Source organism: Polyangium sp. 6x1 (genome assembly GCF_029946515.1).
Classification (GTDB): Bacteria; Myxococcota_A; Polyangia; order Polyangiales; family Polyangiaceae; genus Polyangium.
This window is the reverse complement of the sequence record NZ_JARZHH010000063.1, coordinates 48,129-70,493: the sequence shown is the minus strand read 5'-3', so window position 1 is coordinate 70,493 and position 22,365 is coordinate 48,129. Positions and strand designations below refer to the sequence as shown.

The 22,365-nt window shown below is 70.7% G+C and carries 18 protein-coding genes; 7 read left to right on the top strand and 11 right to left on the bottom strand.

Features of this window, described 5'->3' with window-relative positions; translation table 11 throughout:
* The coding region (locus tag QHF85_RS38990) for a response regulator (protein WP_281332496.1) at positions 1 to 3,165 on the bottom strand (3,165 nt) is incomplete at its 3' end.
* Between the two features lie 185 nt (positions 3,166 to 3,350).
* On the opposite strand from QHF85_RS38990, the gene QHF85_RS38985 reads away from it, so the two are divergent.
* Positions 3,351 to 3,989 carry a Uma2 family endonuclease gene (locus QHF85_RS38985; protein WP_281332495.1) on the top strand — a complete coding sequence of 213 codons (639 nt, stop codon included), beginning with the start codon at positions 3,351 to 3,353 and terminating at the stop codon, positions 3,987 to 3,989.
* A 31-nt stretch (positions 3,990 to 4,020) separates the two neighbouring features.
* Here QHF85_RS38985 and QHF85_RS38980 read toward each other — a convergent pair whose 3' ends face one another.
* The 5 genes from QHF85_RS38980 to QHF85_RS38960 all read right to left on the bottom strand — a co-directional run bounded on the left by QHF85_RS38980 (position 4,021) and on the right by QHF85_RS38960 (position 9,736).
* Entirely contained in the window at positions 4,021 to 4,356 is a 336-nt protein-coding gene (locus QHF85_RS38980; RefSeq protein WP_281332494.1) for an antibiotic biosynthesis monooxygenase, read from the bottom strand.
* Positions 4,357 to 4,361: 5 nt separating this feature from the next.
* Positions 4,362 to 5,441, bottom strand: a complete 1,080-nt coding sequence (locus QHF85_RS38975; protein ID WP_281332493.1) for an isocitrate/isopropylmalate family dehydrogenase — start codon at positions 5,439 to 5,441, stop codon at positions 4,362 to 4,364.
* A 27-nt stretch (positions 5,442 to 5,468) separates the two neighbouring features.
* Positions 5,469 to 6,581: an alanine dehydrogenase gene (gene ald / locus QHF85_RS38970; protein ID WP_281332492.1), complete on the bottom strand. Its 1,113-nt coding sequence runs from the start codon at positions 6,579 to 6,581 to the stop codon at positions 5,469 to 5,471.
* Positions 6,582 to 6,743: 162 nt separating this feature from the next.
* Entirely contained in the window at positions 6,744 to 8,105 is a 1,362-nt protein-coding gene (locus tag QHF85_RS38965) for a DUF1552 domain-containing protein (RefSeq protein WP_281332491.1), read from the bottom strand.
* Entirely contained in the window at positions 8,102 to 9,736 is a 1,635-nt protein-coding gene (locus tag QHF85_RS38960; protein WP_281332490.1) for a DUF1592 domain-containing protein, read from the bottom strand. The genes QHF85_RS38965 and QHF85_RS38960 overlap by 4 nt, the downstream gene beginning before the upstream one ends.
* 61 nt (positions 9,737 to 9,797) lie before the next feature.
* Here QHF85_RS38960 and QHF85_RS38955 point away from each other — a divergent pair, with 61 nt between their 5' ends.
* From QHF85_RS38955 to QHF85_RS38945, 3 genes are all read left to right on the top strand, one after another.
* On the top strand, positions 9,798 to 10,700 hold the full coding sequence (locus QHF85_RS38955; protein ID WP_281332489.1) for a hypothetical protein: 903 nt from the start codon (positions 9,798 to 9,800) through the stop codon (positions 10,698 to 10,700).
* Between the two features lie 64 nt (positions 10,701 to 10,764).
* Positions 10,765 to 11,493 carry an STAS domain-containing protein gene (locus QHF85_RS38950; RefSeq protein ID WP_281332488.1) on the top strand — a complete coding sequence of 243 codons (729 nt, stop codon included), beginning with the start codon at positions 10,765 to 10,767 and terminating at the stop codon, positions 11,491 to 11,493.
* On the top strand, positions 11,490 to 12,653 hold the full coding sequence (locus QHF85_RS38945; protein WP_281332487.1) for an FIST N-terminal domain-containing protein: 1,164 nt from the start codon (positions 11,490 to 11,492) through the stop codon (positions 12,651 to 12,653). The genes QHF85_RS38950 and QHF85_RS38945 overlap by 4 nt, the downstream gene beginning before the upstream one ends.
* 12 nt (positions 12,654 to 12,665) lie before the next feature.
* Here the strand turns inward: QHF85_RS38945 and QHF85_RS38940 are convergent, their stop codons facing one another.
* From QHF85_RS38940 to QHF85_RS38925, 4 genes are read right to left on the bottom strand one after another with little or no spacing between them, the layout of a single operon-like run.
* The gene (locus QHF85_RS38940) at positions 12,666 to 14,072 is read right to left on the bottom strand and encodes a DUF4388 domain-containing protein (RefSeq protein ID WP_281332486.1); all 1,407 of its coding nucleotides are present in this window, start codon (positions 14,070 to 14,072) and stop codon (positions 12,666 to 12,668) included.
* Positions 14,073 to 14,083: 11 nt separating this feature from the next.
* Entirely contained in the window at positions 14,084 to 15,880 is a 1,797-nt protein-coding gene (locus tag QHF85_RS38935; RefSeq protein WP_281332485.1) for a response regulator, read from the bottom strand.
* On the bottom strand, positions 15,877 to 16,734 hold the full coding sequence (gene dapF / locus QHF85_RS38930) for a diaminopimelate epimerase (RefSeq protein WP_281332484.1): 858 nt from the start codon (positions 16,732 to 16,734) through the stop codon (positions 15,877 to 15,879). Before dapF ends, QHF85_RS38935 begins: the two co-directional genes overlap by 4 nt.
* Positions 16,731 to 17,069 carry a DUF167 domain-containing protein gene (locus tag QHF85_RS38925; protein ID WP_281332483.1) on the bottom strand — a complete coding sequence of 113 codons (339 nt, stop codon included), beginning with the start codon at positions 17,067 to 17,069 and terminating at the stop codon, positions 16,731 to 16,733. The genes dapF and QHF85_RS38925 overlap by 4 nt, the downstream gene beginning before the upstream one ends.
* Positions 17,070 to 17,179: 110 nt before the next feature.
* Between QHF85_RS38925 and aroC the strand changes: the two genes are divergently transcribed.
* The 3 genes from aroC to QHF85_RS38910 all read left to right on the top strand — a co-directional run bounded on the left by aroC (position 17,180) and on the right by QHF85_RS38910 (position 21,456).
* Positions 17,180 to 18,343 carry a chorismate synthase gene (aroC, locus tag QHF85_RS38920; protein ID WP_281332482.1) on the top strand — a complete coding sequence of 388 codons (1,164 nt, stop codon included), beginning with the start codon at positions 17,180 to 17,182 and terminating at the stop codon, positions 18,341 to 18,343.
* Between the two features lie 656 nt (positions 18,344 to 18,999).
* Positions 19,000 to 20,631, top strand: a complete 1,632-nt coding sequence (gene aroB / locus QHF85_RS38915) for a 3-dehydroquinate synthase (RefSeq protein ID WP_348652799.1) — start codon at positions 19,000 to 19,002, stop codon at positions 20,629 to 20,631.
* 81 nt (positions 20,632 to 20,712) lie between these two features.
* Entirely contained in the window at positions 20,713 to 21,456 is a 744-nt protein-coding gene (locus QHF85_RS38910) for a hypothetical protein (RefSeq protein ID WP_281332480.1), read from the top strand.
* Between the two features lie 70 nt (positions 21,457 to 21,526).
* Here the strand turns inward: QHF85_RS38910 and QHF85_RS38905 are convergent, their stop codons facing one another.
* Positions 21,527 to 22,153, bottom strand: a complete 627-nt coding sequence (locus QHF85_RS38905; protein WP_281332479.1) for a hypothetical protein — start codon at positions 22,151 to 22,153, stop codon at positions 21,527 to 21,529.
* Between the last annotated feature and the right edge of the window lie 212 nt (positions 22,154 to 22,365).

Below are 22,365 nucleotides of genomic sequence, written 5' to 3'. Positions count from 1 at the left end.
CGCGGGCGCGGGCGCGGCCTCGGCTGCGGGCGGGCCTTCGGCGGTGACGGTCGGCGCCGGGAGCGCCGCGGGCGCGGGCGCCGGGGCGACGCGCTGGTGCGCGAGGCGGCTGCCGACGGCGAAGACGGTGCCGGCGACGGCGAAGAGGATCCAGGCGCTCAGCCTCGTGCGTGAGCTGCCCTCGCGGCGAGAGGGCGGCGCCGAGTCGCGGTTGACCTTTTCGTTGCGGCGGAAGCGGCTCGGTCGGCTCTCGACGTCGGGATCGAGGGTGCGGGCGCCAGGCGCGTGGGCCGAGGGCAACGCGGAGCGCGGAGGCAGCGGGAGATCCTCGACCGGCGGGGGGACGAGGGTGCCGAGCGAGGTCGGGATGGGCCGCGCCGACGGGAGGGTCGAGGCGCGCGGCGCGGGGGCGGGCGCGGCTACGGGAGCAGGCGCGGGCGCAGCGACGGGCGCGGGCGTGGCGACGGGCACGGGCGCGAGGAGCGGCGCGGGGGCGGCCACGGCCAACGGGGCGGGCGTGAGGACAGGCACGGACAGGCGCTCGACCGCCTTTCGCGGGGCCACCGGGGCCGGCGTGGGCGACGGCTGCTTCACGTCCACGACCGGCCGCCGCACGTCGAGCGTCGGCTCCTCGGTCGGCATGTGCGCGAGGTCGAGGACCGATCCGACCTCGACCGACAGGACCTCGTCGGGCTGGAGCTCCAGGATCGACGGGGCCGGCGAGGCCTCCTCGCGGGCGAGGACCGGGCCGGGCGTGGCCGAGCGGTCGATGATCGCGGAGATCGGCTCCGGCGTGCTCGGCGCGGGCTCGGGCAGGATGTCCGCGAGCGCAGGGATGAGGGCCGGCGGCGGCGGACGGCGCACGCCGCGGAGCCGCTCGGACTCGCGGTGCACGGCAGGCGTGAGCAGGTCCGCGCCGGCCTCGCCGACGATGGCCGTGATCGCGCCATGAGCCGCCGCGTCGCAGAGGACGTCCTCGACGAGGTGCGCGGCGGCCTTGCCGTTCGCGACGAGCGCGCGGGGCGAGGCGCCGCCCGCGATCGAGCGCAGGAGCGAGCGCAAGGGTTCGGGGGTCGCGTGCTCGGCCGGGCCGAGGAGGTCGAGGTCGATCTCGACGCGCTCGACGGTCATGAGCGAGGCGCTGGAGAGCAGGCGTTGCGCGGCGCGGGCCGAGGCGATCGGCGCGACGAGCTGCTCGGCGAGCGAGCCTTCGAGGTCGGGGCGGGCCCCCGAGAGGCGCGCGGCTTCGTCGTCGACGGGCGCGACCACGAAGCGACCCGCGCCGAGGCCGAGGAGGCGCGCGAGCACACCCGGCCCGCGCTCGAAGGAGCCGTCGGCCGTGGTGCGCGTGGCCCGCACGGGGCGTCCGTCGCGGATCTCGACCTCGTAGAGGTAGAGCGCGTCCCGCACGCTGAGGGTGGACGCGGGCCGATGGGCGCAGGCGAGCGCGAGCAGGGTGCGGGGCGTGAGGCCATCGAGGCGGCCACGGACCTCGCCGCCTTGCGCGAGGCGCTCGGCGACGCGGAGGCGGGGGCGCAGGATCTCGCGGAGGCGCTGCACGATCGCCGACGCGCTCGCCTCCTTGCGGAGGTAGCCGTCCGCGCCGACGCCGAGCTCGCGCACGCGCTGGAGGAGGTCCTCTTTCCAGGAGAGGAGCACGACGGGGACGTCGCGGAGCGCGAAGTCACGCTTGAGCGCACGGCAGAGGGCAAACCCGTCGAGGCCGGGCATGATGATGTCGCTGACGACGAGGTCGGGCGAGACCTCGCACGCGAGCTCGAAGGCGCGCTCGCCGTCGTGGGCCTCGTGCACGGTGGCCCCGGCGGCGCGGAGGACGCCGGCGAGGAACCAGGTGACGGCGGCGTCGTCGTCGGCCACGACCACGCGAAGTCGATCGAGCGTGGGCACGCGCGCGCCGCGAGCCTCCCCGAGCGCCCGCACGCGCGTGGCCTTGCCCGACGCCTCGGGGCCGCCGAGCCAAGGCGCGAACGGGAGCGCTCCTTCCGGCCCGCTCGGTGCGAACCGCACCTTGCCTTGCGACTCGATGGTGACGAGGTCCCGGATCCGCGCGACCGCGCCCCAGAGCGCGGCGAGCACCTGGCTGCCCTCGCCGAGCTCGATGCGCGTGCCGCGGGCGCGCGCGTCGGCCGCGTCGCACAGGCCGCGACGCAGCTCCTCGGCGAGGCGCGTGCCGAGATCGTCCAGCGTGACCTCGCCGATCGGCGCGCGAGCGATCTCGCGACGCACGTAACTCGCGGCCACCTCGGCGCAGGCCTTCCGCAGGGCGTCCGGCGAGACGGGCTTGGGCAAGGTGCGCGCGACGCCGAGCGCGGCATAGAGCGCGGCGTCGTCGGGCCGGGAGAAGCGGCCGAAGAGGAGGATCGGCGCCTCCTCGGTGAGCGGATCGGCGAGCAAGGAGGCGACGAGCTCGCGCGCGCCGGGCTTGTCCGCGTCGATGACGACGACGTCCGGCGCGAGCGCGCGCGCGAGATCGGGCGCCGCTGCGAGATCCTCGGTGCGCTCGACCTCGAAGAACGAGGCGGCCCCTTCGGTGTGATCCTTCGCGAGGGCCTCGGCGAGCTTCTCGGGGCCGACGAACAAGACGGTCTGCGGGATGCCCTGCGCGGCCGCGCTTGCGGGCTTGTCGGCGGACCTCTCGGCCGAGGGCAAGGTGCGCGGGCCGCTGCTCGCCGATCGCGGCGCGGCTTCTCGCTCGGGCGCGACGAGCGAGGCCTCGCCCCACGCGAGCTCCGGCAGCCGGTCGAGCAGGCTTCGCAGCGCCTTCCACTCGTCGTCCGTGAGCTTGCCGCGCTCGGCGACGCGGTCGACGAGGGCTTCCCCGGCCTTGAGCTCCTCGGCGAGCTTGTTGAAGCGGAGCAGCCTCGCGGCGGCGGCGAGGGCGTGCACGCGGCGGCGCAGATCATCGCGACGCGCGGGGGACGCGGGCTCTTCGGCGAGCTTGGTGACGGCGGTGCGGAGCTCGACGACGCGGCGTCCGAGGGTGGCCACGAAATCGGCTCGGACGCCGCCGAGGCGCTCGGGAGACGACGCCGGACGAGCGTCCTTGGGCGCCTCGGAACGCCGCTCGGGCGCCACGGGCGGAGCGATGCCCTCGAGCGTGATGACGCCCATGGCCTCGGGACGGCCGCCTTCAGTTCGGTCCAACGCGGTAGCTTGCGCGCCCATCGGTTCGGGCCGTATCACGGGTCGGCGCGGCAGCTCCAATTTGTGGCGATGCATGCGAGGGGGCTCGATGGAGATCGCCGTCGATTTTCCGCAACCGGTCGCCCCCTCTTGCCGACATAGGGTTTGTGGAGCCGTATCTCACGCGCCGGGGTATGCTGCGTCGCATGATGGCGTTCGCGATGGCAGACGTGCTTCAGCCGGAACCGATCACGCTCGAGCAGTGGGCCGACATGGATGAGGACGAGCCGGGCGAGCTCGTCGACGGCGCGCTGGTGGAGGAAGAGGTGCCGACGAATCTGCACGAGCTCATCGTGAGCTGGTTGTTCTACGCCCTGATGACCTGGGCGAAGGAGCGTGGTGCGCGCGTATTCGGCTCGGACCACAAGCTCGCCGTGGCCGCGCGCCGCGGCCGCAAGCCCGACGTGACGGTGTACGCAGCTCGCGCGAAGGTGAACTGGCAGGCCTCGCTTTCGCGGGTTCCTCCGCTCATGGTCGTGGAGGTGATCTCCCAGCGAGCGCGTGACGTACGACGGGATCGCGTGGAAAAGCTCCGTGACTACGCGCGCTTCGGCATTCGCTGGTACTGCCTCGTCGCCCCCGACGTGCAGCTCCTCGAGATCCTGGAGCTCGGCGCGGATGGGCGGTACACGATCGCGCTGCAAGCCTCGAACGAGCGCGTGGTAGTGCCCGGATGCGAGGGTCTCGAGCTCGATCTGGCGGACCTCTGGAGGACCGTGGACGAGGCCAATGCAGAGGGAGGCGAGGAAGACGACGAGCCCTGCGTGGAGAGCCGGGAGGGCTAATGCCCTCCTTCGTCGATGAGCCAGCCGGCCGTCAGCCCGCCGAGCCCGCCTGGGCCGGCAGCACCAGATAGTCCGCCAAGCTCTCCAGCTGGATCTCCGGAAACCGCTCCGCCACCGCGCTCCGCATCCGCTCCGCGTCGGCCGGATCTCCCGGCTCGGTGAATGCGTTCTGCCGGGCCGCGTCGCTCGGCCATTGCGCGTATCCGTAGAAGAGCCCGTCCGATCCGCGGTGCAGCCGCGACCCGAGCGAGCCCTTCTCCCGGTAGTGCGCCGTGATCCGCGACCATGCCTCGATGAACGCCTCCTCCATCCCCGGATGAAGCCTCCACCGATACAGCACCACGAATCCCGGACCGCGACCGCTCATCGGCCCTAGAGCTCTTTCGCGATCCGCTCGCGCACCCAGGCCGCCGCCGCGCGCGTCCCCAGCGTGCCGCCCACGTCGACGGTGCACGCCTTCTCCTCGATCGCTGCCGCCACCGCCCGCTCGATTCGCTTCTCCTCGTCCGGCCATCCGAGGTGCGTGAGCATCATCCCCACCGTCAGGAGCGCCGCGAACGGATTCGCGATGTCCTTGCCCGCGAGCGGCGGCGCCGAGCCGTGCACCGGCTCGAACATCGCCACGCGCGTCGGGTCGGACGCGTGCACGTTCGCGCTCGCCGCCATCCCGAGGCCGCCCTGCAGCGCCGCGCCGAGGTCGGTCACGATGTCGCCGAAGAGGTTGTTCATCACCAGCACCTCGAACTGCGTCGGGTCCTGGATCACGAGCAGGCAGAGCGCGTCCACGTAGAGGTGGCGCGACTCGATCTCCGGGTACTCGCGCCGCACCTCGTCGAACACGCGCAGCCAGAGCTCGTGCGCGTGCCGCATCGCGTTCGACTTGTCCGCCATGCACACGCGCTTGCGACCCGTGCGCTTGGCGAACTCGAACGCCGCGCGCACGATCCGCTCGACGCCCTTGCGCGTGTTGAGGTCCTCGTTGATCGCGACCTCGTCGGGCGTGCCGCGCTTGAACTGCCCGCCCATGCCGACGTAGACGCCCTCGGTGTTCTCGCGGAACACCACCATGTCCACGTCCTTCGCGCCTCGACCCTTGAGCGGCACCAGGCGATCGGAGAGCGCCTTCACGGGCCGCACGTTCGCGTAGAGGTCGTAGCCGAAGCGCATGCCGAACAGGATGTCCCGCGCGTGCTCGAGACCGGGCACGCGCGGGTCACCCAGCGCGCCGAGAAGGACCGCGGCGCACTCGCGCTGCACCGCGATCTGGATCTCCTTCGGGAACGTCACGCCGTCGCGCAGGTAGCGATCGGCGCCCAGGTCGAGCTCCCAGAGATCGAGCGGCAAGCCCGCCTTGTCTCGGTAGATCTCGAGCAGGAGCTTCGCCTCGTGCGTGACGCTCGGCCCGATCCCGTCTCCCCCGATGATGGCGATCTTCTTGCGCTTCGATCCCACGGCTCTCCCTTTCCGCTCGGCTTCCGATCAGCCGAGCGCGCGCTCGACCGGCACGTACTCGAGGTTGTGCGCCTGCGCGACCGGGCCGTACGTCACCGCGCCGCCGAACGTGTTCACGCCGAGCAAGACCGCGCGATCGGCGCGCGCCGCCGCCGCCACGCCCTTGTCCGCGATCGCGAGGCCGTACTGCAGCGTCGTGTTCGTCAGGGCCCACGTGCTCGTGTGGCTCACCGCGCCCGGCATGTTCGCCACGCAGTAGTGCACGACGCCGTGCACCTCGTACGTGGGGTTGTCGTGCGTCGTCGGCCGGCACGTCTCGATGCAGCCGCCTTGATCCACGGCCACGTCGACCACCACGCTGCCCTTCTCCATCTCGGAGATGAGCTTCTCGGTGACGAGCTTCGGCGCCTTGGCGCCCGTCACGAGCACCGCGCCGATCACGAGGTCCGCGCGCGATACGCACGCCTCGATGTTGTCCGCGTTCGAGTAGAGCGTCTCGATCGCGCCGCCGAAGACGTCCTCGAGGTACTCCATCGTGTCGCCGCGCACGTCGAGCACGGTCACCTGCGCGCCCATGCCGACCGCGATCGTCGCGGCGTTCTTGCCGACGACGCCGCCGCCGAGGATCACCACGCGCCCGCGCCGCGTACCGGGCACGCCGCCGAGCAGGATGCCCTTGCCGCCGTGCTCCTTCTGCAAGCACGCCGCGCCCACCTGCACGGACATGCGACCGGCGACCTCGCTCATCGGCCGCAGCAGCGGCAGCGAGCCATCGGCGAGCTCGATCGTCTCGTACGCCACGCCCGCGACGCCCGTCTCGGCGAGCTTCTTCGTCAGCTCGGGCTCGGCCGCGAGGTGCAGGTACGTGTAGACGATCAGGTCTTTCCGGAAGAACCCGTACTCGGCGGCGAGCGGCTCCTTCACCTTCACGACCATCTCGGCGCCCCAGGCGTCGGCGGCGGTCGGCACCATCGTCGCGCCTGCGCGCACGTAGGCCTCGTCCTTGATGCCGCTGCCTTCGCCCGCGCCCTGCTGGACGAGCACCTTGTGCCCGCGCCCCACGAACGCGCGAACGCCTGCCGGCGTCATCCCGACGCGATACTCCCTGGTCTTGATCTCCTTCGGAACTCCGATGAGCACGATGCTTCCTCCCGACTTGGTCGACGCTTCGGCGCCGCGATGGCGCGCGCGACCTTAGCAGAAGGAACGGCACGTGGAGCCAATTCCGCGAACGACGCGATGCGGCGGCGCGTGGCGACTTTCCAGGGATTTAGCGCGCTGCGCGGAAGCAACGCGTCAGGATCAGGTGGCTTCGAGCTCCACGATCGGATCCTTCACGTACCCTTCTTCGTGGCCGAACTCCGTGAGCGGCAGTCCCGCGCCGCGCAGCGCCGTCATGAGGGCGCGGCTCGCGTTTCCGCCGTCCTGACGATAGTGGTAGTTGCCGCGCAATCGACCGCCGCCCTTGCCGCAGAGGAGCATCGGCAGGTCGTCCTGCGAGTGGGTCCAGCCCTCGGTGTGCTCGGTGCAGACGAAGATCGAGCTGTGATCGAGCAGATTGCCGGTCGCGTCGGGCGTGTTCTTCAGCCGATCGAGGAAATACGCGAGCTGGCTCATCGTGAACCGCACGGCGTCCTTTTGTTTCGTGTAGGGCGCGGGCTCGGTGTGGTTCATGTAATGCTGCCCGTCGGTCGCGCCGACCATCCAGAAGACCGCGCCCGAGCCGCAGGTCGAGTACAGGATCGAGAACGAGCGCGTCAGCCCGCAGGAGAGCGCGAGCGCCATGAGGTCGCTCATCGCCTTGTTTTTCTCGGCGATCTGCTCGTTCGAGGCGAGGTCGGGGAACGCGCCCGGATCGCTCGGCTTGTTGCATTCGCCGATGGGCACGTTCAGCCGCGACTCGATCTCCGAGATGCTCGTGAGGTGCTGTTCGAGCCGCTGTTTGTCCTTGGCGCCGAGCCGGCCCTGCAGCGTCTTGATTTGCCCGCTGACGGCGTCGAGCACGCTCGCCCGGGCGCGGTCCACTTGCGGCGAGCCCGCGCCCTTGTTGAACAGGCGATCGAAGAATGCGTGCGGCGATTCTTCGGACGGATTCACGTTCGTCTCGCCGCTCGTGCTGCCATTGTGCGAGAGGTACTGGAAGCTCGTGCCCTCGTCGGTGCCGCGGAAGCGCGTCACCGCGGCTTCGAGCGATTTGTACGGGTTCGGCGCGAGCGACTGGAAGTATTGCGCGGCGACCTGATCGACGCTCGGGTACTTCATCGTCGACACGATCGTGTCGCGCACGTCGTCGATCTTGAGGTGCGGACCGCCCGAGCAGACGGCGGACATCCCGGAATGATGCGGGTGCCGCGGCGATTTCACCGAGAGCCCGCTGATCACGCTGACGTATTCCCTGTAAGGCAAGAGCTGGGAGAGCGCGAAGTCCTCGGGCACGGTCCAATCGGGCCCCACGGTGGGCGGGGTCCAGCTCGGCAAATGCACGCCATTGCCGAAGAACCACAGACCGAAGCGGGTCGGGATCGCCTCGCCGTCGGCGAAGGCTTCGCCGTGGTCGTTCAGCATCATCTCGAAGATCGGAAGGCCCACCGCGACGGCGGCGCCTCCGAGCAATCCGCGCAGAAAGAGGCGGCGAGAGGGACGTTCGATCTTGCGTGCGCTCACGGCTTCACCTCCTCCTGCGAGGGCTTGCTGGCGTAGCGATATCCGTCGTTGGTCACGAGCGCGAGGACGAGGTCCTTGAACCGGTAATCGCTCGCCACGAAATCGGTCACGAGCTCCTCGACGCTGTTCTTGTCCCCCTTGCCCGCGAGGTGCGCGCCGGCGTGCTCGTAAAACCGACGCGCAATGCACGCGCCGACCTCGGGGAGCGACGCGACGAGCTCGGCCATGTCGATCGGCCCCGCCACCGCATGACCGTCGACCTCCGTGCTCGAATCGACCGGCAGGCCATTCTCGTCGACCTCGCGGTACGCGCCGATCGCATCGAACTTCTCGAACGCGAATCCGATCGGATCCATCCGCTCGTGGCAGCCCGCGCATTCCGCGTTCGTCCGGTGCTCGTCGAGCCGCTGCCGCAGCGTGGTGGGTTTGTCCGGCTCGGGCTCGGGCAGCGTCGTGTTGATCCCCGGCGGCGGCGGCGGGATGTCCTGGCAGAACAGGTTGAGCCGAACAAACCGCCCGCGGTGGGTCGGCGACGTCTGCGTCTTGTGCGCGTTCAGCGCGAGGAACCCCGGCGTCGTCAGAATGCCCGCGCGCTGTCCGTCGTCGGGCAACGTGACGGGCATCCATTCCGGCCCCGTGACGCCCTCGATGCCATAGACGCGCGCCAGTTCCTCGTTGACGTACGTGTCGCGCGTCGTGAACATGTCGCGGAAATCGCCCTCTTTTTCGAAGACGATGTTCTCGAACATGCGCTCCATCTCCACGCGCATCGAGGGCCCGAGCGTCGCCGAGAGCTGGGGGAATTTCTCCGGCTGCTTGTCGAGCGCGTCGAGCTTGCCGATGTTCATGAAGTCGCGGAAAAACCGGGTGAGCGTGACCCGCGCGCGTGGATCATCGAGCAATCGCGACGCCTGCGCCCGCACGCCCTCGGCCGTCGCGAGCTCGCCGCGCCGCGCCGCCTCGCGCAAGGTCTCGTCGGGGGGCGCGTCGAGCAGGAGGAACGACAGGCGGCTCGCCATCTCCCAGCTCGTGTATCGATACCCCGCGTCGGCCGGCTCGCCGACCTCGACGCGGAACAGGAAATGCGGCGACAGGAGCACCGCCGCGAGCGCGAACTTGAGGCCCTGCGCCGCGTCGACGAGGTCGGTCGCGACGTCCGCGGAGAGCACCTGGAGCGACGCGACCTCCTCCTCGGAGGCGGGCCTGCGCCAGGCGCGCGTGGTGAACGACGCGATGAAGTCCTTGACGCACGGCTCGCCCACGGCCGTCACGGGGCAACCGACGAGCGCGTCGCGGCGCGCCGGATCGGCGAAGACTTGATCGAGCACCTCGTATGTCGCCTTCTCGTATTTCTCGGCGTCGACGGGGGCGATGGTGCTGCGCGAGGCCGAGATCGACGAGAAGCCGTAGAGCACGTCGTCGACCGGCAAATCCCCGGGCACCGCGAGCGGATGGCCAAAAAGATCGAGCCAGGCGTTCTGGAGCTGCGGTCGCGTGAGGCGATGGAGCGTCGGCTCGGCGGGCGCGAACGCCGCGGCGGCGGCCCTCTCGTCGCCCGAATCCCCGATGATGCCCACGCAACTCGCGAGGCCCACGAGCGAGCACAGCAAAAGCGCATACCGCTGTCGCATGCGTTCGAGGTTACGAGACTCCAGGGAGTCATCACAAGCGCGATCGTGATAAGATCGACCCGTGTCGACGCTTCGAATTTTTCAGTGCGCCTCGAATCTTGTTTTCGCGCTCCTGCTCACGGCTTGTTCGAGCGGTGGGAGCGGCGACGAGGGCGGCGCGGGGGGCCTCGGCGGCGGCTCCGCCGGGGGAACGAACGAAGGCGGGCACGGCTGCTTCTCGACCGAGACCACGTGCGACGGCAAATGCGTGCACCTCGAGAGCCACCCGTCGCATTGCGGCGCGTGCAACAACGACTGCGGACCCGGCGGCCAATGCGTGAACGGGACCTGCGCCTACGACTGCAATGGCACGCTCGTCGCGAACCCCGCTGATTGCCTGAACCTCTACGGCGCGTTCGAGCCCGCCCCGCCGGAGTGCGCCGGGTGTGGCACGGTCAACCCCGAGACCGGCGGTTGCGGCTGCCCGAGCCCCGCGTCGGAGCTCCCGCTCCTGGTGCAAAGCGACTGCCCCGGCGTGCCGATGCGATCGGCGACGACCCTGCGGCTCTGCGTGACGCCCACGCTCGCGCCGGACAGCGATTTCGGCGGGGCCTACCAGGTCGACGATCTCGACGGCTGGTGCGGCTCGACGGCGCAATGCCGCGTGGGAAACCCGATGGCGGGCGGGGCTTGCGCTTGCCCCGCGGGGTTCGACGAGGTGATCGGGCTGCGCTCGATTCTTCGGCTGCCATGCAACGGCGCGGAGGGCGGGAGCGTGGTGGTCCTTTGCGGCAACAAGGATGCGCCGCTCAAAACGTTCGGAGGCGCATTCCAGGTCGACGACGTCGAGCCCACGTGCCGCGTGGCGAATCCGTGGACGGGCGGATGCTCGTGCCCCGCCGGCACGAACGAGCAGGTGTACCGCGTGATGGTGGATGGAGGCGCGGGCCTTTACGGGTCGTCGATTCGCCTTTGTCTGCCGTGAAAGCTTGGAGTAGAGGGTGGCTCCTTGCTGAGATGACGAACGGAACCAACTTGGGATGACTTCAATGACGATGATGCATTGTGACCCTTGTGTTCTCCGCTCCGAGGAGGGGGCGCGCCTCCCTCTCGAACAGTTCGGCGAGCGGCTCGTGCCGTGCGAGGGCTGCGAGATCGTCCAGCGCTCGCCCGAGGTCCGGCACTTGCTCGACAGGCACAACGAGCTCTCGCGCGCGCTCCGCAAAGCAGAACAGCAGACCCGGCGCTGGGAGAATCGCTGCCGCGAGCTCGAGGAGGCCGCGCAGGAGCAAGACGCTCGGACCGCCACGCTCGAACGGATCCAGGAGACCGGCATGGGCGAGCTCGAAGAGGAGTTGCGCACGAAGATCGCGCTCATCGAGGAGCAGCGCCGCGCGATTCACCTCCTCTCGGTGCCCTTGCTCCAGGTCGGCCCGCGCGCCCTGGCGATTCCCCTCATCGGCGTGCTCGACGACGACCGCGCCGCGCGGCTCACCGAGCGCCTCCTGCAGGCGATCAACGCGATGGCCATTCGCTTCGCGGTCGTGGACCTGACGGGCGTCGAATCGCTCGACCAGCGCACGACGGCGCACCTCGGGCGGCTCTTCCAGGCGGTGCGCCTCCTCGGCGGGTCGGTCGTGATCACGGGTGTCCAGGGCAATGTCGCTCGTGCGATGATCCACGAGGGCATCGACCTCACGGGGGTTCGCATCGAGCGGCACCTCCGGGACGCGCTGCGGTGGTGCCAGCAAAAAGAGCGGGAGGGTTCATCGCGATGATCGAGGCAAAGACGATATCGATCCAGCACGACGACGCGCGCGAGGCGGGAGCGCTCGCCAGGGGAGAGCTCTTCGACGTGCTCGGAAAGGCCCCCGACTTCGTGCTGCTCTTCGTCGCGGGGCACCTCGATGCCGCCGTCGTGATGGAGGGCTTCGGCCGCGACCTGCCGGCGCGGACGCGGGTGGTCGGCTGCTCGACGTTCGCGGAGATCGGCGAAGAGGGAGGCCTCACGCGCTCGGTGACGGCGATGGGCCTTTGCTTCGGCGGAGGCGTGGAGGCCGAGGGGTTCCTCGTGGAGAACCTCGCGGGGCGCGAGCGTGAAGCAGGGCGGAGCCTCGGCGAGCAAGCGAAGGCGTTCGGACCGAAGCTGCTCGTGCTGCTCGCCGATGGGCTGGTGAACACGGATCGGCTCGTGCTCGGCATGCAGGACGTCCTCGGCTCGACGTTCCCGATCGTCGGCGGCATGGCCATCGACGACGGCCGGTTCGAGCGGGCGTACGAGATCCTCGATCGTCGGGTGATTTCGGGCGGCGCGGTGGCGCTCGGGCTCCGCGGTCCGGTGGAGCTCGTGGCGGGCGCGAAGAGCGGCTGGGTGCCGATCGGTGCGACGCACACCTGCACGCGGGTGGAGAATGGCAACGTGGTGCTCGAAATCGACGGCCGCCCGGCGCTCGATCTCTACCTCGAGTACCTGGGCCCGCGGGCGGGCGAGATGCCGTCCGTGAGCGCGGATTTTCCGATCGGAATCGTGGGCGGGCTCGACGGCGTGCCCCGCGTCGAGGGAGAGTCCATCGCGCTCCTGCGCTCGGTGAAGGGCGTCGACGAGGCGCGCCGGGCGCTCGTGTTCGGGGGCGACATCCCGGAGGGCGCGAAGATCCGAATGACGCGGGCGACGCGCGACGACGTGATTCGAGGCGCGAACGAGGTGGGGGCGAAGCTCGTGGCGTCGATGCCGAAGCCGAGCCTCGCCTTGTTCTTCGATTGCGGGGGTCGGAAGATGGTGCTCGGGCCGCGCTATCGCGAGGAGCTCGGCGAGACGTTCGCGCGCCTCGAAGGCGTGCCGAAGGTCGGATTCTATTGCGCCGGCGAATTCTCGCCCGTGGACGGCGTGACCATGCACCACGACGAGACGTTCACGATGGCGCTCCTGCGGGGCTGAAAGGCAACCCCCCTACCCCGCTCCCGCCGCTGCCTCCAGCGCCGCCCGGAGCAGCGCCGACAGCTCCGCCGGGATCGTCGGGTCGAACTGCCCGATCAGCCCATCCGCTTCGAGCAGCATCACCTCCCCCGCCTCGCAATGCGCTTCGAGGGCCGCTCGCTCCGCGTCGCCCACCCGCACCACCGCCGCCGTCCCCGGCATGCACAGCGCCCACGTCGGCGCCATCGTCTCGTCCGTCGGCAGCCCGATCACCGCGACCTCCACGCCCTCGCCGAGGCGCAGCGTCCCGAGCGGGCGCGGCAGCGGCGCGCGCGACGCCGGCTCCGGCGCGATCACCACATCCGTGATCCGGCGCATCGAATACGCGAGGACCCCGAGCCGCTGCGGGCTCGTCGCCAGGAGCAGCCGCGGCGGCGCCGAGAACCCCGGACGCACGAGCCGCGTCGCCAGCGACCGCAGCACCGGGATCTGCTCCGGCGTCGCCAGCGGCGTCGTCAACGTCGCGAGCGGGATCGTCTTGACCTTGCCGCCCTTCTTGAGCTGTCCGAGCGCGTCCAGGATGTCGAGGTCCGGACCGTCGATCTCGTCGAGCAGCTCGTCGATGCTGCGCGGCATCTGCAAGAGCTCGAAGATCCGGCCGCGCATCGACGACGGGTCCGGCATCGACTCCGGGCCGTCGAGCAAGCCCGACAGGCTCGCCAGGTCCGACAACGCGAACACCTCGCCCTCGGGCGAGAGGCTCGTGCGACGCTCGTTGAGCTCGTCGACCTGCCGCATCGCCTCCATCAAGAGCATGTTCGTGGAGGCCTGGATGCGACGCTGCGTCGGCGGGTCGCCCGGCGAGAACGCGAAACGGCCGCGGCGCTCGGCGAGCAGCCGGTAGAGCGCGCGCTCCCCCGTCCGACGGCTGAAGCTCGCGTCCACGACCTGCCCCTCGGCGAGCTTCACCTCGCCCGGACCTCGCACCGTCGTGATGCTCAGCGTCCCCGTCCGGCGGTTCATCGCCAGGAGCTGCAGCATGTCCACGAGCGGCACCTGCTCCAGGTCGCCGCGGATGTCCTGCGGCAGCGGCGGCCGTGACACGCGCCGCGACACCTCCGTGATGCGCGAGACGATCTGGTCGACGTCGACCCGCATCACCTCGTCCGGCTCGAGCTCGCCGCTCCCGAGCTTGTCGACGAGGAACAGGATCGGGATCTCGGCGAGCTCGGCCTTCGCTTTGAAGACCGCGTGCACGCTCTCGCCGCGCTCGGGGGCGCGCGGGACGAGCAGCACGTCGGGGCGGCTCTGGTAGGCCTGCTCGAGCGCGCTCTCGGCGCTGTTCGCGTTCGCCACCACGAGGCCCATCGCCCGCAGCGCGGAGGCGAGCGCGCCGAGCGCGTCGACATCGGAGTCCACGAGGAGTACGCGTCGCGACATGGCCCCTTCCCTTATCCAATTACCCGGACGCCCGCGGCCCGGCCGAGGCGCTCGGCCAGCACGTCGGCGAGCAGCGGGTCGGCCGCGTGCGCGCCCCGCAAAAGGCCATCGTCGTTGCGCGCGACGAGCGCGTAGGCCCCGTGCTCGGCGATGATCGCCAGCGCCTCGATCCGCTCGCAGCCCGGCACGGCGCGCAGGTCGAGCGCGTGCAGCGCGATCTTGTCGGCCTCGTGCCCCAGCGCCGAGCGCACCGCCGCGCCGAGGCAAAGGTCGGCGTGGTGCGCGACCACGATCGTCGCCGCGCCGCCGCGCAGCGCGTCGGCCACCACCGCGTGCGCGAGCGCCTGGGCCTCGGCCGCGGCGAGCTCGATCGGCCGCACCGCCGACGTCTGCCGCGCGGGCGCCGCGTTCACCGTCTCCCAGATGAGCATTTCGAGCAGGTCCGGCACCGTGGTCGACTCCGGATCGAGCCGATGCACGACCGACGTCTTGCTCGCCTCGGCGCGCAGGCGCGCGACCCGCAGGAGCTTGCCGAGGTCCTGCCCGTCGTGCGGGAAGGCCGCTTCACCGACGAGCAGCGCTCGGCTCGTGGACGACTTCTCCCCGGTGCCTAGCCGCGCGATGCGACGCCGCACCGAGTGCGCGCCGAGGCCGCTCGTCTCGGGCAAGAGCAGGTGGAACTCGTTCTCGTCGACGCGGGCGAGCACGTCCGTATCGTGGACCGCGGCGAGCAGCCGATCGGCGTATTCGGTCGGCGAGATCGCCGGCTGCCCGGGGATCGGCTCGTACACCATGGTCACGATCGCGAACCGCCGGTTGTACCGGCGCGCGCGCCCGATCTCCCGGCCGGCCACATCGACGTAATAGGCGAACGAATACGCGCTCGACGTCGGGTCCTTGATGGCGGCGCCCCCGCGGGCGGCGCGCTCGCGCTCGGCGAGCATCTCGATCGCGGTCGCGGCGACGTTCGCGAGCAGCCGGATGATTCCGTCGATGGGCGGGTCGCCGCCTTGCTCGGTGGGGACGCGCGGCTTGTCCTCGTCGAGCAGCACGTACCCGGCCGAGACGTTGCGCGCGCCGAGCCGCACGGCGAGCAGCCGGCGCGGCGTGGCGTACGTGTCGAGGATGTGTTTTTCGGTGCCGGCCTTGGGCGCGCCGTCGAGCCCAGGGCTTGCGGCGCCGAGCACGAGCTCTTGCGGCGCATCGCCGGCGAGGTACACGGCGGCGCCCTTTGCGCCCGTCACCTCGACGAGGATCTCCACGAGCTCGCTGGCCGCGCTCATCCGGTCCGGGGCCTCGGCGATCTCCGCGATGCGGGCAATCCACCCCGTCGCGCGCGCGCTCACGGCGGCGGCGCGCTCCAATCGATCGCGCTCGGCGCGCTCGACCAGCCGTTGCTTGATCCCCCAGACCGAGCTCAGGACGTCATCGCCCGAGAGCGGCGTCAGGAGCAGACCCGACGCGCCGAGCGACAGCGCGCTCGCGGCGGCGTCGAGGTTCTTCTTCGTCGCCAGCGTCACCACGCTGATATCCGGCACGAGCGCCTTCAGGTGGTGCACCAGGCTCAGCCCTGCCCCGTCGCCGATCCCGAGCTCCACGAACGCGATGTCCGGCGCTTCCGCGGTGGCCATCATGAACGCCTCGGAGAAGTCGGCCGTCACGAGCACCTTGTCGAAGCGCAGGACCCGCGGGACGAGCTCGCGCACGGCGGCGTCTTGCGTGATGCACAGGACGGTCAGCGCGGGCGCGCCTCCCCGATCGAGCGGCCGGCGGCGGGACGCGGGGATCGGCGGCATCGAGTTCATCATGGCGTGGTCCCGACCCACGATGGAGGAGTCGCGTGACCTGGGCCAAGGTCGAAGCTCGATTCCCACGTCCCGCGGAACGCCCGCCGCGCCGGCCCTTTCATCCGGAGCGCCCGCGCTTCGTCCACCGTGATCTCGAGCGCCCCGCCTGGCAGGAACACCTCGATCGGCGCGCCTCGCTCGGCCCGCCCCTGCTCACAGGCCGCCGCTGCCACGGCGCATGCGCCCGTCCCGCAGGCGAGCGTCCGCCCCACGCCGCGCTCCCAGACCGTCACGGCGATCCGCGTCCGCGCCCCATCCCCGAGCATCCGGCAGAACTCCACGTTGATCCCTCCGGCCGGCGCTGTCGCTACCGTCGGCCCCACCCGATCGATCTCTTCCTCGGCGTACGGCTCGAACGTGATCGCATGCGGATTGCCCACATCGACCGTCGTGAACCCGTGCTTCCGCCCTTCGGCCTCCACCTCGAGCCGCGGCCCCATCGTCGCGTGACCCATGTCCACGGTCACATCGAACAACCCCGCGCTCCTTCGCTCGATGGCGCAGGGCTTGTCCCCTGCGTCCGTGGCGATCACCATCGACAGCCCCTCGGCGCCCTGTCGATCGGCGAGGTACGCGGCCACGCATCGCAGCCCGTTGCCGCACATCTCGGGCCGCGACCCATCGGCGTTCAGCACGACCATGCGTGGCGTCGCGCCGCCGATCACGAGCAGCACGCCGTCGCCGCCGATGCCGCGGTGTCGATCGCAGAGCGCGCGTGCTTGCGCGGGCGTGATCGCATCCTCGGAGCTTGCGTCAAGGATGACAAAATCGTTGCCGAGCCCTTCCCACTTCTCGAATGCGAGCGTGGTGCTCATCGCTTCGCCTTGCTGAAGAGCTCGCGCACGGTGGTCGAGCTCGTGCCGTTGATCTCCAGAAGCTTGCTGCGGCTGCTCGCGCCCACGACGATGTTCACGTCGGCGCGACGCACCTCGAGCACGCGTGAAAGGAGCTTGCGCAGCTCCTCGTTTGCGGCTCCTTCGGCGGGCGGCGCGGTCAGCGCGACGTCGAGCGCGCCGTCGCGCACCCCGAGGATCGAACAGCGGGACGATCGCGGGCGCACGTGCACGGAGAAGCGCACGGCGCCGGCTCGGTCGCTCATCTCGAGCCGCGCCCATTCCCCGGGAATCTGGTTGGTTGCTTTCGACGACATCGCGCGGTACGGCGCATCCTAGCGCAAACCCGACACGTCCATACGGTTCTTCAATTCGATCTTTCGCGCGATCCTTTTGGGTCCTCCCTTCCTGTACTAGCGTTGGGGGCATGGCGCGACTTCGTTGGATGACGGCGGGTGAATCTCACGGCCCCTCTCTGGTGGCCATCGTCGAGGGCATCCCGTCGGGGATGCCCCTCCTTTCGCAGGACGTCGATCACGACCTCGGACGACGTCAACGTGGCTATGGCCGTGGCGGCCGCATGAAAATCGAAACGGACCACGCCGAGCTCGTCGGCGGCGTCCGGGGAGGCGAGACCCTCGGCGGCCCCATCGCCCTTCGCATCGACAACCGCGACCACGCCAACTGGGCGGGCCGCATGGGCCCGGACCCCTTCCCCTCCCCGCCCGAGGCCCTCACCCGCCCTCGCCCTGGCCATGCCGACCTCGCGGGCGGCCTCAAGTACGACCGCAAGGACCTCCGCGACATCCTCGAACGTGCCAGCGCCCGCGAGACCGCCTCCCGCGTCGGGGTCGGCGCCGTCTGCCGCAAGCTCCTCTCCCTCCTCCACATCGACATCTTCGCCCACGTCGTCTCCATCGGCCCGGTCACCGCCACCCTCCCCGACCTCCCCCTCGCCGACCTCCGCACCCGCGCCCGCGCCTCCGACCTCGCCTGCGTCGACCCCGACGCCGAGGCGGCCATGCGCACGGCCATCCACGAAGCCTCCCACGCCGGCGACACCCTGGGCGGCGTCTTCGAGGTCATCGCCACCGGCCTCCCCCCCGGCCTTGGCAGCCACGTCCAGTGGGACCGCAAGCTCGACGGCCGCCTCGCGCAGGCCCTCATGAGCATCCACGCCATCAAGGGCGTCGAGCTCGGCCTCGGCTTCACGGCCGCCACCCTCCGTGGCTCCCAGGTCCACGACCCCATCACCTACGACCCCACCCACCACTTCGACCGCCCCACCAACCGCGCTGGCGGCCTCGAAGGTGGCATCACCAACGGCATGCCCCTCATCTGCCGCGCCGCCATGAAGCCCATCGCCACCCTCAGACGGGCCCTCCCCTCGGTCGACGTCCACACGAAGGAACCCTTCGACGCCGCCCACGAACGCAGCGACATCTGCGCCGTCTCCGCCGCGTCTGTCGTCGGCGAAGCCATGGTCGCCATCACCCTCGCCGACGCCGTCCTCGAGAAGTTCGGCGGCGACAGCCTCGGCGAGCTTCGCCGCAACCTGGAGACGTACCGCGCCCAGCTCGCCGCGTACTGACCGGGCGACTGACCGGGACGTTTCACGTGAAACATCAGTCCCCTCGTCCCCTCCACCAACCCTCAGCGTCGCCGGACTCCGCTCCTCGTCGCTGAGGGTCGACCCTCACCGCAGTCGGTCCCTGCTCCCCTTCGCTGACGGTCGACCCTCACCGAAGTCGGTCCCTGCTCACCTTCGCTGACGGTCGACCCTCACCGAAGTCGGTCCCTGCTCCCCTTCGCTGACGGTCGACCCTCGCCGAAGTCGGTCCCTGCTCACCTTCGCTGACGGTCGACCCTCACCGAAGTCGGTCCCTGCTCACCTCTGCCCCACCACCACCCTCTGGACCTGGGGGCCTTGTTCCGCATTGGAACGGAGCGCGGGGGGCGCCGGGCAGCGGGAGGTCGGGGGGGCTGGGGGTGGGACCCGTTGTTTGAGCGGGCCACGCCCCACGCCTCGAAACCCCCCACCCTCTCCGTCACCAACGTGACCTAGCCCGAGTGCGACATCCATCCCCTCCCGCGTCTTGCCGAGACCTCGAACCCCCTCCCGGTCTGACCGGCGTGGCTCGCGAGTTCGGGAGGGCCCCCCAGCCCCCCCGACCTCCCGCTGCCCGGCGCCCCCTGCGCGTTCACTCCCCCTCGACAAATCCCCTCCCCCATCGAATCGTAATCCCCATGCCTCCGCTTCCGCGAACCCAGCCTCGCCCCCAGCGTCCCCTCCTCCTCAGCGGACTCATGGGATCTGGCAAGTCCACCATCGGCCCTCTCGTTGCTGCCCAGGTGGCTGTCCCCTTCCTCGACCTCGACGCCGTCATCACCCAGACCACCGGCTGCTCGGTCCCCACCCTCTTTGCCGAACCTGGCGGCGAACCTGCCTTCCGCGCCCTCGAAGCCGACACCCTTCGAAAGCTCCTCGCGTCCCCTGAGCCTCGCGTCATCTCGCTTGGCGGCGGCACCCTCCTCGACCCCGACCTCCGCGCGTTTGCCCTCGCCCACGCGCACGTCGTCACCCTCACGGCTCGACCCGACACCCTCGCCGACCGCACCTCGGCGCCGGGTCGACCCCTCCTCGACGAGGCACCCGATCGCCTCCAGCGCCTCCGCGGCCTCCTCGCATCGCGCGCGTCGGTCTACGCCGAGGCCCATGCCCACGTTCGCACCGACGATCGCTCCCCGGCCGACATCGCCGATGCTGTCCTCCAGGCCTGGCTCGACCCCACCCTCGTCGTCCCGCTCGGCGCTCGCTCCTATCCCGTTCGCCTCACCCACGATGCCCCGCGCACCCTCGCCGAGGTCGCTCGTTGCCTTGCGCCTTCCGCGGTCTTCGTCGTCACCGATGAGAACGTCGCGCCCCTTGCCCTCGACCCGGTCCTCGATGCCCTCCGTTCCGCTGGCCTCCGTGTCCCCGCCACCGTCGTCCTCCCGCCCGGCGAGCCCCACAAGCAGCTCCCCGCCGTCGAGCGCATCCTTGCCGCTCTCGTCGAGTCGGGCGCCGACCGGGAAGCCCTCGTCGTCGCGCTCGGTGGCGGCGTCGTCTCCGATGTGGCCGGGTTTGCGGCGTCGCTCCTCCTGCGCGGCGTCCGATGGGTCGCGATGCCCACGACCTTGCTCTCGATGGTCGATGCAGCCGTGGGTGGGAAGACCGGCGTCGACCTCGGGGTCGCCAAGAATGCCGTGGGCACCTTCCACCAGCCCTCGGCCGTGCTCATCGACCCGGCGCGCGTGCAGACTGAGTCTACTCGGGCCTACATCTCCGGCCTCGCCGAGGTCGTCAAGGCGGCGGCCATCGCTGACCCTTCCCTCCTCGACCTCGTCGCTCGGGAGCGGGAACGTGTCCTTGCGCGGGACCTCGACCTGGTTCGGCAGATGGTCCTTGGCGCGGTCCGGGTGAAGACGGAGATCGTCACCCGGGACGAGCGTGAGTCCGGGGATCGGGTCCTCCTCAACTTCGGCCACACGATCGGGCATGGGCTCGAGGCTGCGGGCGCGTTTACGCGGCTCACCCATGGCGAGGCCGTCTCGCTCGGCATGATCGCCATCTTGCGGGTCGGCCGTGCGCTTGGTGCGACCGACCCCGAGGCGGCGGCGCGGCTCGAGCGCCTCCTCGTCGACCTCGGCTTGCCCACCGACCTCTCGCGCGAACCCATCGACGAGGCGCTCCGCCTGGCTTCGCTCGACAAGAAGCGCACCGTCGCGGGGATTCGTGTCGTCCTCCTCGAAGGCCTTGGACGACCTCGCATCCAGCTCCTCTCGCTCGAGGCGCTGGGTCGCCTCCTTCATGCGGGCATGCAGGGTGATTCTGTCTGAATCCTGCGGATCTTTGCCGGCCTGGCGGCTTTCCCGATACACTGACGGTTGACCTCAGGCGTCGAGGGAGGCTCGTCCACCATGAAGATCCAGCGAAGGCATGTCGGCAGTGTGGCCGCGCTACTGGCGCTCGGCGGTTTGCTCGGTGCGGGATGCGCGGAGAACCGCAGCAGCCTCTTCGTCCGCGGCGCGCTCGTGTTCGACAGCGACACCTGCGAGGTCACGGCCGAGGCCTCGGCTGCCACCCTCTTGCGTGGCACCCTCGACGTGGCGTTCACCACCGAGTACAGCGCGGCGCTCCTCGTGGGCAACCAGCTCGTTCGGCGTGGCAACGCGGCGACGCTTCGCACCGAGACCTCCCGGGTCATCTTCGAGAGCGCCGATGTGCACACCTTCGACGCGGCGGGCAACGAGCTCGGCGCGTTCACGGCGCCGGCCACCGGGTTCGTGGACCCGTCGACGGGCACCGAGCCGGGGTTTGGATTCGTCAACGTCGTCCTGGTCGACTCGGGCAGCTCGGCCGCCGCCCTGGGCGCGGGTGGCGGGAGCCGAACGCCCGTCGAGGTCATCGCGAGCGTCATCGCGCGCGGGCGGACGCTCGGTGGCGAGGAGGTCGCCACGGGTGAGTGGGCGTTCCCGGTCGACGTATGCCGTGGCTGCCTCGTCGTGTACCCGCCGGAGGCTGACGACCCGCTCACGCTGGAGCGGGATTGCTCCGTCACGGCCGACGCGCCGTCCGGCATCTGCCGACCCGGACGCGACAACGTGGTGGACTGCCGACTCTGCTCCGGCCTCGATCCGGTCTGCGACGCGCCGACGCTCTGAGCCTCCCCCCTGCGCCGGTCTGCCGCGCCGGCCGCCTCAACGTTTCACGTGAAACATCCGCCCGGACCCGTCACCGCACGGGCCGCGTCTCCGCCGACCCTCCCCGGATCGCGTTGTAGAGGATCTGGAACGGCAAGCTCAGCGCCACCAGGTCGAGCTGCGCGCTGACCACGATCGACGTCTCCCGCGAGGGACCGAGCCCGTACCGGAACTGGGCGAGCAACCCGGCCGTCAGGACGTACGAGGCGTGGAAGTTGTAGCTGCGGCTCCCCCAGAACAGCGCCCCCGCCACGCCTGGCTCGAACCCCTGCATCGGCGCGTATCGCCCGTACCCGCCCACCGACGCCACGAGGGGCAGCGCTTGCAGCACCGGGAACAGGGTCGACACCCCGGCACCGAACTGCACCTCATCGAAGGCGTGGGTAAACACCTCGGCATAGGGACCGACGCCGAAGTCCGTCACCTTGCTCCGACCGAACAGCACGTCCCCGCGCAGCCCCAGATGGAAGACGGTCTGGTCCCAGATCTTCCGGTCGAGCCCTCGCCCTGCCGCTCCGATCGTGAGCCCGACCGTCCCTTGCGGCTCGGCTCGCGCCTCTGCTCCGACCGCCAGGCACCCGGCGAGCACCGCCCCGCCCACGAGCCGCCCGGCCCAGCCCGACCCAACCCTTCGGAAGCACGCTCGCCTGCTTTCCATCTTCTTCCCATCGCCCACCCTCCCCCACGCCGTCAAGCGACCCCCATGTTTCACGTGAAACATCCGCCCCCGCCCCAGCCCCCCGCCCCAACCCCACCCAACCCCACACCCAACCAGATCGACGCAGGAGGGAGCTCGGAGGGGGCTGGCCACCTGGAGGGGCACGGAAGAGAACCGAGCGAGGTACGCTCACCTCCACGCCTCGCGAGGCG